We start from the raw sequence: 12,909 nt of genomic DNA on the forward strand, positions 1-12,909 counted from the left end.
CATGATTGCGCCAGATCGGCCCTGCGCCGCGGCTTCGTCCACGGGCTGTGGATAGCTTGGCGGAATATTTCTTGCGCCGGCCTTGGGCGCGATGGAAACCCCCGGCATTTCGTATCCAGCGGGGAGCCCCTGGGCTGGATGCATGCGGCAGAATGGTCCGCGTTGGGCGAGGACTTCGACAGCCCGATCTGGCCCCGTGGAATCTGGCCAGGGGAGCGCTGGGTGTTCATCGACTGGGATGCTGGCGAGCCGAGTACCAGATTGGGGGACTTGGCCTATGCCGCGCAGGCTTTTCGGGCAATGACCCGGCGGATCTCAGCGCGTTCCTCGACGGCTACCAGGCCGCTGCCCGCCATGATCGAACGGATCGGCCCCATGCACGGGCTGCTGGATTCGCCGAGTATCCGCGGCGTCGAAGCGTAGGGATCCATGTTTGCCGACGGGTAGGGGGTTCATTGGGCTGCGGTGCCAGCCGGCGGCCGGGGAAGCGATCGTGGGCATGCCGTTTTTGCCGTGGCGCAGCGCGCACTTCATCGATGCACCTCTGCGGCGGGAACTGCGATAGAATCGCTGTATGCATTTTCAGCGCGACCTAGTCTAAGAGCGGCCTGCGGCCGTACCCCCGAGTGGATATTTGGGGGCTTTTGTTGTGTCTGGAGACAATACCAAGTTTTTCCGTCAGGAAATTTTTCCGCAAGTTTGTGAGACGAGCTCAGTGACATCATCGACGAACGAGACCAGAACCTACGACTTCAAGGACCTCGAGTCCAAGTGGCTACCGGTTTGGGATGAACTAGAAGTGTTCAAGCCGGCCGACGATGGCACCCGTGAACGTCGCTACGTGCTGGATATGTTCCCCTACCCCTCCGGTGACCTGCACATGGGCCACGCGGAGGCCTTTGCCATGGGCGATGTCGTCGCACGCTACTGGCGCCTGCGTGGCTTTGACGTCATGCACCCCATCGGCTGGGATTCCTTCGGCCTGCCGGCGGAGAACGCCGCGATCAAGCGCAATGCGCACCCGGCCGAGTGGACCTATAAGAACATCGACACCCAGGCCGAGAGCTTCAAGCGCTACGCCATCTCCGCGGATTGGGATCGCCGGCTGCACACCTCGGATCCGGAGTACTACCGCTGGACGCAGTGGCTGTTCAACAAGTTCTACGAAAAGGGCCTGGCCTACCGCAAGGACCACCCGGTCAACTGGTGCCCGAAGGACCAGACCGTGCTGGCCAACGAGCAGGTAGTCAACGGCGCCTGCGAACGCTGCGGCACCGCCGTGACCAAGAAGTCGCTGAACCAGTGGTACTTCAAGATCACCGAGTACGCCGACCGCCTGCTCGAGGACATGGATGCGCTCAAGGGCCACTGGCCCGAGCGCGTGCTGCTGATGCAGAAGAACTGGATCGGCCGTTCCGAAGGCGCCCAGGTCACCTTCCAGATCGAAGCCCACGAGCAACTGGCCGAGGTGCAGATCCCGGTCTTCACCACCCGCCCGGACACCCTCTACGGGGCGACCTTCATGGTGGTCGCCGCGGATGCCGCGCTGGCCAACGAGCTGGTCACCGAGCAGCACCGCGAAGCGCTGGAAGCCTACCAGGAGCAGGTCAAGACGCTCTCGGAAATCGAACGCCAGTCCAGCGAGCGCGAGAAGACCGGCGTGTTCACCGGCCGCTACGCGATCAACCCGCTCTCGGGTGAGAAGCTGCCGGTCTGGGCGGCGGACTACGTGCTGGCCGACTACGGCACCGGCGCGATCATGGCCGTGCCCGCGCACGACCAGCGCGACCTGGACTTCGCCCGCACCTTCGACCTGCCGGTGCGCGTGGTCGTGGAGACCGGCGAAGAGGACCCGGCCGTGTCGGGAACCGCCACCGCCGGCGAGGGCAAGCTGGTCAACTCCGGTGAGCTGACCGGGCTGGACAAGACCGAAGCGGTCGCCAAGGCGATCGAAATCGTGGAAGCCGCCGGCACCGGCGAACACACGGTCAACTACCGGCTGCGCGACTGGCTGCTGAGCCGCCAGCGCTTCTGGGGCACCCCGATCCCGATCATCCACTGTGCCGAATGCGGCGAGGTCCCGGTACCCGATGACCAGCTGCCGGTGCGCCTGCCCGATAACCTGCGCGGTGAGCAGCTGGCGCCGAAGGGCACCAGCCCGCTGGCCGCCGTGGCGGAGTGGGTCAACGTGCCCTGCCCGAAGTGCGGGGCGGACGCCAAGCGCGACACCGACACCATGGACACCTTTGTGGACTCCTCCTGGTACTTCCTGCGCTTCGTCTCCCCGAACTACACCGAGGGCCCCTTCGACCCGCAGGCGGTCCGCGACTGGATGCCGGTAGGCCAGTATGTCGGCGGCGTCGAGCACGCGATCCTGCACCTGCTGTACTCGCGCTTCTTCACCAAGGTCATCCACGACCTGGGCCTGATCGACGCGACCGAGCCGTTCAGCGCGCTGCTGAACCAGGGCCAGGTGCTCAACGGCGGCAAGGCCATGAGCAAGTCCCTGGGCAACGGCGTGGACCTCGGCGAGCAGCTGGACAAGTTCGGCGTCGACGCGGTGCGGCTGACCATGATCTTCGCCTCCCCTCCGGAGGACGACGTGGACTGGGCCGATGTGTCCCCAAGCGGTTCGCAGAAGTTCCTGGCCCGCGCCTGGCGCATCGCCCAGGACGTCACCAGCGCACAGGACGTGGACTACACCACCGGTGAGAAGGCGCTGCGCCAGGTCACCCACCGCACCGTGCACGAGGCAGCCGCGCTGCTGGATTCGGGCAAGTTCAACGTGGTGATCGCCAAGACCATGGAATTGGTCAACGCGGCGCGCAAGACCATCGATTCGGGAGCCGGCGCCGCCGACCCGGCCGTCCGCGAGGCGGCCACCGTCACCGCCCAGCTGCTGAGCATGTTCGCCCCCTACACCGCCGAGGACATGTGGGCCGAGCTCGGCTACGCACCGAGCGTCGTGAACAGCGCCTGGCCGGAGGTCGATGAGTCGCTGCTGGTTGACGATACCGTCACCGCCGTGGTCCAGATCAAGGGCAAGGTCCGCGCACGCCTGGAAGTTCCGATCGACATTTCCGAGGATGACCTGCGCGAGCAGGCCTTGGCCCATGAGACGGTGATTCGCATGCTCGACGGCAAGGAGCCGTTGAAGGTCATCGTCCGTGCGCCGAAGCTCGTGAATGTGGTTCCGGCACCGTAAGCTCAAGGCATGAACGAACGCACCAAGGGCCCACGCGCGGGCTGGCTGCCTAAATGGCTGGCCCCGCGTGGGCTTGCGCGTACCCGAATCGGCGTAGTCACCGACTCCGCCGCCTGCCTGCCAGCACAATTGCTGGACAGCGAAGACTTCGCCTGCCTGGGAATCCCGATCATCGTGGACAACCACGTGCACGGCGAAGATCTGAACGCCCTGATGATGGGGCTCGCCATGGGAAAATCCGTCAAGACCTCGCGTCCGGCGCCCGGAGAATTCGCCCGGGCCTACCGGGAGCTGGCCGCCGCCGGTTGCGAGTCGATCATCTCCATTCACCTCTCCGGGCAGCTTTCCGGGACGGTGGAGGCCGCGCGCTTGGCCGCCGCCGACATCAAAATCCCGGTGCAGGTCATCGATTCGCGCACCGTCGCCATGCCCCAGGGCTTTGCGGTCACCGACGTGCTGGCCGCGCGCGATGCCGGAGCCCCGCTGGAAATGCTCGAGCAGATCGCCCGCGGCGCGGCGCGGAATTCCGTCTACTTCGCCGTGCCGAGCCTGGAGCAGCTGCGCCGCGGTGGACGGATCAGCACCATCTCTTCGGTGCTTGGCAACCTGCTGAACGTCAAACCGATCCTGAGCATCGACGCGGGTGTGATCCAGCCCATCGAAAAGCCGCGCTCCTTCGCTCGGGCCCAGGCGCGGCTGGTGGCGCTTGGCGCCCAGGCTGCTACCGCGGCCCAGGGGCCGGTACGCATCGGCGTCATGCACTTCGGCGCGGCCGAACTCGCCACCGAGATCGCCAACGAGCTCGCTCCGCTCAGCGCGCAGCAGGTGCTGATCGAATCCCTGCCGGCGGTGCTCGCGGCGCATACCGGCATCGGGGTGCTCGCCGTGGCCGTGGGACCGTTGAATCCACAATCCGAGCCGGAGGACACCCTCCCTTCGTAGTAGTGGCGCAAACTATCGGCCATGGGGCGCCACGACTTCTTCAGTAAACTTGCGCCACGGCCGACCAGGTTGCGCTTCGCCGTGTCGCGGGTCGCTGCCCTCGTGCTGGTCCTCGTGGTCCTGGCCTGGGTGGCCTTCTCGATCATCTTCTCGCCTCCGCCGGCGGCCGAAGAGCTGGATTCCATTCCGCTGGTGGCCGACCCCGAACACCCGGCCGCCACCGAACCGCTGGCTACGCTCACCGTGCATGTGGTCGGGGCCGTGAAAAAGCCCGGCGTCTACGAGCTTCCCGATGGTTCGCGGATCACCGATGCGATCGAAGCAGCCGGCGGGATGAGCAAAAAAGCCCGCCCGGAGCTATTGAATTTGGCGGCCAAACTCGCCGACGGGCAGCAGATCATCCTGCCCGGAACTAGTGATGCCTCGGCAACTCCGGGCGCCCCGCAAGCCCAAGGGCCAAACGCGAAGATCTCGCTGAACCAGGCCGATGCGCAGACCCTGCAGACCCTGCCGGGCATCGGCCCGGCACTAGCCAAACGCATTATCGACTTCCGGGACAAAAATGGCCCGTTCACCAGCGTCGCGGAACTCGACGCTGTCTCTGGAATAGGCCCGGTGCTCTTGGGGGAGCTGTCGGAATTGGTGATCCCATGAAGACGGACTTCCGCGGGCTTTGGATCTTGGCCGGGGCCTGGGTGACCGCATACCTGCAACCGCCGGTGCTGGTCACCCTCATCGTGCTGCTGCTCTTCCTCGTGGGCTTCGCGCTGCTGCTGCGCCGGCGTCACGATGCTCCCTCCTCGGCTCCCTGGTTCACCGGACCGCTGCTGCTGCTCCTGGCCTCGATCAGCATCAGCTTCGCCGCCCAGGGGCAGAACGACTGCCGGCTGCCCGAGGGAGCAGAACAGCAGCGGCGGGTCATCGTGGCCTTTAACGATCCGCCGCGCCTCGGCGAAGACGGAACGAACAAGGGCATTGCGCAGATCGGAGAATATTGGCACCAGGAGCAGTGGGTTGCTTGCCCCATTCCGATATATCTGAGCCTGCCCTACCCGCTGGAAACCGGCGCGGATAGTTTCGAAACAATTCTGGACCTGCAATCTACCGGGGCAAAAGGTGCATTCCACTGGTGGGCTCGGGCACAGAGCGAACCGGTGGTGAAGACCTGGCAGGAACCGACACCGGCAGATCACTTGAAAACCAGATTCGCGTCGAGCCTGAAAGAACTACCCGACGAGGCCCGCGGGCTCCTTCCGGGCATGCTCTACGGGGACCGCTCGGGGCAGGGCGAAGAACTCTCCGCGGCAATGAAAGACAGCGGGCTGAGCCACCTCACCGCCGTCAGCGGGTCAAACGTGGCGTTGCTCGGTGCCATGGTGCTGGTGATCCTCAGGCTTTGCGCCGTGCCCAGGGTGCTGGCCGCGCTGCTGGGCATCGGCTTCCTGGCCTTATTCATCTGGTTCGTGGGCCTTGACCCGAGTGTGCTCCGCGCCGGATTAATGGGAATCATCGCAACAATCTCGCTCATGCTGGGCCGCGGGCGCGGGTCCTTGGGCATCTTGAGCCTGTCGGGGACCATTTTGCTGCTGATCGATCCGTCGCTAGCAGTGGAACCGGCCTTCGCCTTATCCGTACTGGCCACCTTGGGCATCATCGTACTGACACCGGCCCTCACCGACATCCTTTCACGCCTCTTCCCGTCGTGGTTTGCGCAATTGACGGCAATTTGCTGCGCCGCGCAATTCACCTGTCTGCCGGTGATCATCGCCTTGAACTCAAATTTCAGCCTGTACTCGCTGCCGGCCAACCTCTTGGTCGCACCATTGCTGCCCCTGATCACCAGCATGGGGGAGATCTGCCTGCTGTGCTGTACTCCATTGCCGGCGGTCACCGACATCTTGTTATGGGTGCCTGGCCTTCCAGCGGGATGGATTGGAAAGCTCGCGCTCTGGGTAGTCGAGCTGCCCGGTGCCGCACGTCCATGGCCTCCTGGGATTGCCGGCATCTCTCTGGCAGTTGGATTCTCGGTGGTGTTCGCCGTCCTGCTGCTGAGCACCTATGAAAGCGAGCACGCGAGTATTCATCGGCTGGCCGGCGCCGGATTGGCGGTGCTCGTGGTGCTCCTCGTGTCGCTGGTGCTCCCGGCGACCCTGTTCTACCGTCCGGCCATCCCGGTGACCTGGAATATCGCGATGTGCGATGTCGGCCAGGGTGACGCGTTCGTGATTCGTACTGGTCCCGCTGAGGGGTGGCTCTTGGACGCCGGACCCACAGATGGGGGCGTGGCTGACTGCGTGAATCAGCTGGGAATCAAAAAGTTATCCAAGGTTTTCATCACGCATGAACACGCCGATCATCTTGGCGGGATCGCCGAGGTGGAAGGGACGGGATTGCAAATCGATCAGCGTCTGGTTTCGCCCGGCTTCGACCCTAGCCGCTGGGCCGAGACCACAGTGCTCAAACCGGGGGATAGCGGTGGCACGGACGCCGTGCACTACCGGGTGATCGGGCCAAATGAAATCCGTGCGCGTTATGCCGAACCCAATGACACCTCCTTGGTGATCGTTTTCGACTTTCTTGTCCAAGGGCAGGTGCTGAGCTTCTTTACCGCCGGAGACCTGGAGGAAGCAGCGATGCATCAGCTGCTGGCCGAGCTGCCGCAACCTCCGGTCCAGGTGCTCAAGGCTTCGCATCACGGCGCGCGCAATGGCGGCACGGAAATCATTGAAACACTGCGGCCGCAGGTCCTTTTGATATCTGCCGGAAAAGACAATTCCTATGGTCATCCGCATCAAGAAATACTCGATGCCGCGCGAGCCACCGGCGCGCGCGTGATCAGATCCGACCTCGAGGGTACGGTTCTGCTCACATTCGAACCGGACAAGGTGCTCGCCACAGCGATCGGGCCTGCAGTTCGGTAGGATCGAGATAACGCACGACGCATGAAGGAGCTCGATGGCACGCGCGCAAGCATCTCCGGGAATTTCTTGGCGGGATTTAACACCCCAACCCTTGATTCTGCTGACCGGATCCGAACAATATCTGGCTTCGCGCGCCTTCGAGCTGTTGCGCAGCCAAGCTGCTACGCGCGAGGACATCCAGCATACTCGGCTCAACGCGGCCAGCTACGAGCCAGGCGAACTGTTGCTGGCAACGAGCTCCTCGTTGTTTTCCAGCGCGAACCTCGTCGAGGTACACGACCTGGCATCAATGAACGAGTACTTCCTCAAAGATGCCTTGAATTATCTGAAGGATCAGGCACCGGAGAATGTGCTGATCATGCACCACTCCGGGGGTACCCGCGGCAAGAAATTACTGGATGCCATAAAGGCCGCCGGCGCGTTGCTCGTCAATTGCCAGCCGATTAAACGCGACGCCGAGAAAATCGACTTTGTGCAAGCCGAATTCAAGTCGGCAAAGCGCCGGATCACCAATGACGCGGTGAAGTCACTAGTCGCCGCGGTTGGCAATTCCTTGTCAGAGCTTGGATCCAGCTGTCACCAGCTGATTCAGGACACCACCGGAACCATCGATCAAGAGGTGGTCGATCGGTACTATGGTGGCCGTATCGAAGCGACGGCCTTCAAAGTGGCGGACGCCGCCTTGGCCGGAAATGCGCAATTGGCCTTGACCACGTTGCGCCACTCCCTGGATACCGGAACAGATCCAATTCCCATCGTCGCGACCTTGGCGATGAAGATCCGTCAGCTGGCGAAGGTGCTCGGAGTCAACGAGCCGGCGGCGTCCTTGGCCTCCGAGCTGGGCATGGCGCCGTGGCAGGTTCAGTCAGCGCAGCAGCAAGCACGCGGTTGGAAACGCGCTGATGTCGCGCAATGCATTGAGAACATCGCCCAAACAGATCGCATGGTCAAAGGCGGCGGGCGGTCACCAGGCTATGCCTTGGAACGTGCGATCTTATTTATTGCTTCCAAAGCACCGCAGCGATAGCTCGGCTTGCCTGGCACCTAGCTTTCGTTCCGCTTGGGATCGGTGGAACGGGCCAGTTCTTCGTAGAGCGTCCAAAAATCCACCATGTCGCGCGGCTTGCCGGCGAGCAGATCTTCCAGATACCGCAGATGAGTATGCCAACCGATCAGGTAGTCGGCGGCCTTATCCGCTAACCCCCGGTGTTCGAGGTGCAACCCGGTGCTGGATTCTCGCCCGGTGAGTTCGATCCGCAACTCCGAGGGCTCTTCGTCGGGGAACTTCCAGGACATGGCCAAGAGCTTGAGCGGATCAATTCCTCGCACCTGTGAGGTGCAGGGGTAATTCGGTGCGTGTTCGACCGTGACTACTTCACCGGAGCGAAAGGTCCCAGAGACCAGCGTCCCGAGCCACCCCGATAACGGCGCGGACTCGGTCAGCGCGTGCCACACCTGGTCTGCCGTGGCTGGCATTTCCCAATGGTGCAGGACACGTCCTGCGAAAATATTTACTGATCTACCGACTAATGGCATAGCTGAACACTAGCGCAGTGCCGCAGGGCAGAGAAGCGGTGCTTAAAGCACAAGATCCCCGAAACCCAAGGGCTTCGAGGATCTTGCTGAAGTTTAGCGTTGCTTAGAGGGCGTTAACCTTCTTGGCAATGGCCGACTTACGGTTAGCAGCATTCTTCTTGTGAAGAACACCCTTGCTAACAGCCTTGTCGAGCTTCTTGCCAGCCAGACGCAATGCGTCAGTTGCCTTATCCTTGTCACCGGCGGCAATTGCGTCGTTGACGTTACGGACCACGGTCTTAACTTCCGAGCGGACTGCTACGTTACGCAGACGAGCCTTTTCGTTGGTAAGGTTACGCTTCTTCTGGGACTTGATGTTTGCCACTTTAATAAACTCTCTCGTTTATTGCGAAATACGGTCGGTAGAGGGTTCATCCTTCGGGCCATCGACTGAGCGGTGTGGGGCACCTATGGCGACCCAAAGGGGGCGTGTCACCCAACCTGCGTGACACACAAGAATTAACTCTAGCAGAACGCCGCGGCAACGACCAACGCCTAGCGGCCGTTATTTAGGGCGTTCACCACATTGCCGAAACGCTGCTCGTCGAGAATGGCCCCTTCGCGACGTACTGCACTTTGCGACAGGCGGATGATTCGGTCGAGCTTGACCTCGCTGGGACGGCGCTCGCGGTCCCAGGCGCCGGTTCCGATGTCCATGTAGTCCGGATTGCTGTGACCGCCATTGTTCTTGTCTTTGCTCGTCAGCATCAGGCCAAGCAACCAGCTGTCATCGCGGCCGATAATCAGCACCGGGCGGTCCTTTCCCTGGCTGTGGTCTTCCTCGTAGGGAACCCAGCCCCAAACCACTTCGCCGGGATCGGCCTCGCCGTCGAGGCTCGGGTTGTATTCATAGTGGACGGTGCCGCGGAAATCGCCCGGGTAGGCCGATTCGCGGAGGTTGTTCCCGCCATTGCTGCTGCCATGCCGCTGCTGAGCCCGGCTCGGAGCATTGCTCGGCCGGCGGGTAGTGGGGGAGGTGTTTGACCCATTAGCGCGAGTGGAGTTGAAAACCTTAACTGCACGCACAACGAGGGAAAGAATCTTCTGCACATTCAAAGCCATGATCGACAAACTATCAGGGCGCGCGGTACCAAATAGGTAGTGACGCGTAAATCATGACAGAATGGAGCCTAATTCCGCGTCTATTCTTAGTTTGCAAATGAGGTCTGTTTAGGTGTCTCCATTGGCCCGCACCGCCCAGGTGCCAGCCGCGACCGATCCGTCGCTCATCCGTAACTTCTGCATCATTGCCCATATCGACCACGGTAAATCCACCTTGGCCGACCGCATGCTGCAATCCACCGGCGTGGTCTCCGCACGCGACATGAAGGCCCAGTACCTGGACCGCATGGATATCGAACGTGAACGCGGTATCACCATCAAGTCCCAGGCTGTCCGTATGCCTTGGGAAGTCGATGGCGTGACCTACGCGCTGAACATGATCGACACGCCTGGCCACGTTGACTTCACCTATGAGGTTTCCCGTTCCCTGGCGGCCTGTGAAGGCGCGGTCCTGCTCGTTGACGCAGCACAGGGCATCGAAGCACAGACCCTGGCGAACCTCTACCTGGCCATCGAGAGCGATCTGAACATCATTCCGGTGCTCAACAAGATCGATCTGCCAAACGCGCAGCCGGAGAAGTATGCCGAAGAGCTGGCAAACCTCATCGGTTGCGATCCCGATGACGTCTTGAAGGTTTCAGGTAAGACCGGCCAGGGCGTTGAGGCTCTCCTGGATGAGGTCATCAAGCAGCTTCCGCCGCCCGTTGGCGTGGCCGATGCTCCTGCACGGGCCATGATCTTCGACTCCGTCTATGACACCTACCGCGGTGTGGTCACCTACGTTCGTGTCGTCGACGGCATGTTGCGTCCGCGCGAACGCGTCCAGATGATGTCCACCGGCAGCACGCACGAACTGCTCGAAATTGGCGTCTCCGCGCCTAACCCGGTTCCAAGCAAGGGACTGGGCGTGGGTGAGGTCGGCTACCTGATCACCGGTGTGAAGGATGTACGCCAGTCCAAGGTCGGAGACACTGTCACCAATAGCCTGAAGCCTGCCGCTGAGTCCCTCGGCGGATACGAAGATCCGAAGCCGATGGTGTTCTCGGGACTTTACCCGATGGACGGTACTGATTACCCGGCGCTGCGCGATGCTTTGGATAAGCTTCAGCTCAACGACGCCGCCCTGGTGTACGAGCCGGAGACTTCCGTCGCTTTGGGCTTCGGGTTCCGCGTTGGCTTCTTGGGGCTCTTGCACCTGGAAATCACCCGTGAGCGTTTGGAGGCCGAGTTCAACCTCGACCTGATTTCTACCGCTCCGAACGTGGTCTATGAGGTCATGGGCGAAGACAAGCAGTTGACCACCGTGACCAACCCCTCGGAGTTCCCCGAAGGCAAGATCCTCGAGGTTCACGAACCACTGGTCTCGGCAACTATTCTCGCTCCATCCGAATTCATCGGCTCGGTCATGGAATTGTGCCAGGGACGTCGCGGCACCTTGCGCGGTATGGATTACCTCAGCGAAGAACGCGTAGAAATGCGCTACACGCTGCCGCTGGCCGAGATCGTTTTCGATTTCTTCGACCATCTGAAGTCACGTACGCGTGGTTACGCATCCTTGGACTGGAAGGCCGACGGAAGTCAGGTTGCAGACCTGGTCAAGGTCGATATTCTACTGCAGGGTGAGCAGGTGGACGCGTTTAGCGCGATCACCCACCGCGACAAGGCGTACTCATACGGCGTGATGATGACCGGCAAGCTGCGTGAACTGATTCCACGCCAGCAGTTCGAGGTGCCGATTCAGGCTGCCATCGGTTCGCGCATCATCGCCCGCGAGTCCATTCGCGCCATCCGCAAGGATGTGCTGGCCAAGTGCTATGGCGGCGATATCAGCCGCAAGCGCAAGCTGCTGGAAAAGCAGAAGGCCGGTAAGAAGCGAATGAAGATGGTCGGCCGCGTGGAGGTTCCCCAGGAAGCCTTCATCGCCGCGTTGTCCACCGGCGAAGAGAAAAAGAAGTAAATGCCCTCAGTTTTGCCTGATGGCGATCCGGCTCCGGCCGATGGTCTGCTCCCCGCATTGTGTTCACACAATGCGCAGGAGCGGACCATGTCCTTTTATGTACATATTCCGTTCTGCACGGTGCGCTGCGGATACTGCGACTTCAACACCTACACCGCAAAGGAACTTGGTTCCGGGGCGAGCCAAGCCAGCTATGCGGCCACCGTCAGCCAGGAAATCAGCTTCGCTCGCCAAGTGATGGACAAGTCCGGCTTGCCGCATCGTGAAATTGAAACCGTGTTCTTCGGTGGCGGCACCCCGACCCTGCTGCCGGCCAGCGACCTGGTGTCGGTGCTGGCACGCATCAACAGCGAATTCGGGCTAAAGCCCGGAGCCGAGATCACGACCGAGGCGAACCCGGACTCGGTGACCCGTGAGAGCCTGCAAGAGCTCAAGGACGGCGGGTTCACCCGCGTGTCCTTTGGCATGCAGTCGGCGGTGCCACATGTGCTGGCGGTGCTGGAGCGAACCCACGATCCCAAGGGCGTGCCGCAGGTGGTCCGGTGGGCTCGCGAAGTCGGACTCGAGGTGAGCGTCGATCTGATTTATGGGACTCCGGGGGAGTCCTTGGAGGATTGGCGCACCAGCGTGGAAGCGGCCCTGAGCTACGAGCCGGATCATATTTCGGCCTACGCGCTGATTATCGAAGAGGGCACCAAGCTCGCGGCGCAGATTCGCCGCGGACAGGTGCCGAACATCGACGACGACGATCATGCCGAAAAGTATCAGCTGGCCGATGAAATGTTCGCGGCCGCTGGCTTCCACTGGTACGAAGTCAGCAATTGGGCCAAGGGCGAAGGGCATGCTTGTCGGCATAACGTCGCTTACTGGCAAGGCGGAGACTGGTGGGGCGCCGGACCGGGGGCCCACTCGCATGTTGGTGGCCTGCGCTGGTGGAATGTGAAGCATCCTTCGGCCTACCAGCAGCGGATCGACGGCGGGATTTCCCCGGGCCACGGCCGCGAGTTCCCCGATGCCGAGGCAGTCAAGCTGGAGCGCACGATGCTGCTGACCCGGTTGGGCAGCGGCATGCCGATCGCCGAATTGGATGAGCATGGCCGTCGGGCAGTTGCCGGACTCATCGCCGACGAGCTGATCGAACCGCAGTCGGCCTTCGCCGGAACTATCGTGTTAACGCAACGCGGTCGGCTCTTGGCCGACCTTGTAGTGCGGGAACTGTTGGACTTCTAAAGTTTCAGCAAGGATTA

11 protein-coding genes are annotated in these 12,909 nt (G+C 62.0%); 8 read left to right on the top strand and 3 right to left on the bottom strand.

Annotated elements, in window-relative coordinates; genetic code table 11:
• Positions 1 to 138: 138 nt before the first annotated feature.
• The 6 genes from ACT3UQ_RS01885 (at position 139) to holA (ending at position 8,095) form a co-directional block, all read left to right on the top strand.
• Positions 139 to 423, top strand: coding sequence for a hypothetical protein (locus ACT3UQ_RS01885; RefSeq protein WP_444618961.1), 285 nt, complete (start codon positions 139 to 141; stop codon positions 421 to 423).
• Positions 424 to 685: 262 nt separating this feature from the next.
• Positions 686 to 3,205 carry a leucine--tRNA ligase gene (gene leuS, locus ACT3UQ_RS01890; RefSeq protein ID WP_444615669.1) on the top strand — a complete coding sequence of 840 codons (2,520 nt, stop codon included), beginning with the start codon at positions 686 to 688 and terminating at the stop codon, positions 3,203 to 3,205.
• 9 nt (positions 3,206 to 3,214) lie between these two features.
• Positions 3,215 to 4,147 (top strand): DegV family protein, encoded by a 933-nt coding sequence (locus tag ACT3UQ_RS01895; protein ID WP_096284752.1) that lies wholly within the window; start codon positions 3,215 to 3,217, stop codon positions 4,145 to 4,147.
• A gap of 21 nt (positions 4,148 to 4,168) precedes the next feature.
• A complete protein-coding gene (locus tag ACT3UQ_RS01900) occupies positions 4,169 to 4,801 on the top strand; it encodes a helix-hairpin-helix domain-containing protein (RefSeq protein ID WP_444618963.1) in 633 nt (210 codons plus the stop codon).
• Positions 4,798 to 7,068, top strand: coding sequence for a ComEC/Rec2 family competence protein (locus ACT3UQ_RS01905; protein ID WP_444636415.1), 2,271 nt, complete (start codon positions 4,798 to 4,800; stop codon positions 7,066 to 7,068). Before ACT3UQ_RS01900 ends, ACT3UQ_RS01905 begins: the two co-directional genes overlap by 4 nt.
• A 34-nt stretch (positions 7,069 to 7,102) precedes the next feature.
• Positions 7,103 to 8,095 carry a DNA polymerase III subunit delta gene (gene holA / locus ACT3UQ_RS01910; protein ID WP_444636416.1) on the top strand — a complete coding sequence of 331 codons (993 nt, stop codon included), beginning with the start codon at positions 7,103 to 7,105 and terminating at the stop codon, positions 8,093 to 8,095.
• Between the two features lie 17 nt (positions 8,096 to 8,112).
• Here holA and ACT3UQ_RS01915 read toward each other — a convergent pair whose 3' ends face one another.
• From ACT3UQ_RS01915 to ACT3UQ_RS01925, 3 genes are all read right to left on the bottom strand, one after another.
• The gene (locus ACT3UQ_RS01915) at positions 8,113 to 8,544 is read right to left on the bottom strand and encodes an SRPBCC domain-containing protein (RefSeq protein ID WP_176484119.1); all 432 of its coding nucleotides are present in this window, start codon (positions 8,542 to 8,544) and stop codon (positions 8,113 to 8,115) included.
• Positions 8,545 to 8,707: 163 nt separating this feature from the next.
• On the bottom strand, positions 8,708 to 8,968 hold the full coding sequence (gene rpsT / locus ACT3UQ_RS01920) for a 30S ribosomal protein S20 (protein ID WP_096284742.1): 261 nt from the start codon (positions 8,966 to 8,968) through the stop codon (positions 8,708 to 8,710).
• A 170-nt stretch (positions 8,969 to 9,138) separates the two neighbouring features.
• Entirely contained in the window at positions 9,139 to 9,705 is a 567-nt protein-coding gene (locus ACT3UQ_RS01925; protein WP_096284740.1) for a type II toxin-antitoxin system PemK/MazF family toxin, read from the bottom strand.
• A gap of 112 nt (positions 9,706 to 9,817) precedes the next feature.
• Here ACT3UQ_RS01925 and lepA point away from each other — a divergent pair, with 112 nt between their 5' ends.
• Together lepA and hemW are read left to right on the top strand one after the other, a co-directional pair.
• Entirely contained in the window at positions 9,818 to 11,662 is a 1,845-nt protein-coding gene (lepA, locus tag ACT3UQ_RS01930; RefSeq protein ID WP_096284738.1) for a translation elongation factor 4, read from the top strand.
• Positions 11,663 to 12,892, top strand: coding sequence for a radical SAM family heme chaperone HemW (gene hemW / locus ACT3UQ_RS01935; RefSeq protein WP_444636417.1), 1,230 nt, complete (start codon positions 11,663 to 11,665; stop codon positions 12,890 to 12,892).
• Positions 12,893 to 12,909 lie beyond the last annotated feature (17 nt).

Source organism: Glutamicibacter sp. AOP12-B1-11 (assembly GCF_052379245.1).
Lineage (GTDB): Bacteria > Actinomycetota > Actinomycetes > Actinomycetales > Micrococcaceae > Glutamicibacter.

Bases quoted from the DNA above. Each gene is read 5' to 3' on its own strand.
- ACT3UQ_RS01905 (WP_444636415.1), top strand. From the start codon at position 4,798: ATGAAGACGGACTTCCGCGGGCTTTGGATCTTGGCCGGGGCCTGGGTG.
- ACT3UQ_RS01885 (WP_444618961.1), top strand. From the start codon at position 139: ATGCATGCGGCAGAATGGTCCGCGTTGGGCGAGGACTTCGACAGCCCG.
- ACT3UQ_RS01900 (WP_444618963.1), top strand. From the start codon at position 4,169: ATGGGGCGCCACGACTTCTTCAGTAAACTTGCGCCACGGCCGACCAGG.
- hemW (WP_444636417.1), top strand. From the start codon at position 11,663: ATGCCCTCAGTTTTGCCTGATGGCGATCCGGCTCCGGCCGATGGTCTG.
- holA (WP_444636416.1), top strand. From the start codon at position 7,103: ATGGCACGCGCGCAAGCATCTCCGGGAATTTCTTGGCGGGATTTAACA.
- ACT3UQ_RS01915 (WP_176484119.1), bottom strand. From the start codon at position 8,544: ATGCCAGCCACGGCAGACCAGGTGTGGCACGCGCTGACCGAGTCCGCG.
- ACT3UQ_RS01925 (WP_096284740.1), bottom strand. From the start codon at position 9,705: ATGGCTTTGAATGTGCAGAAGATTCTTTCCCTCGTTGTGCGTGCAGTT.
- ACT3UQ_RS01895 (WP_096284752.1), top strand. From the start codon at position 3,215: ATGAACGAACGCACCAAGGGCCCACGCGCGGGCTGGCTGCCTAAATGG.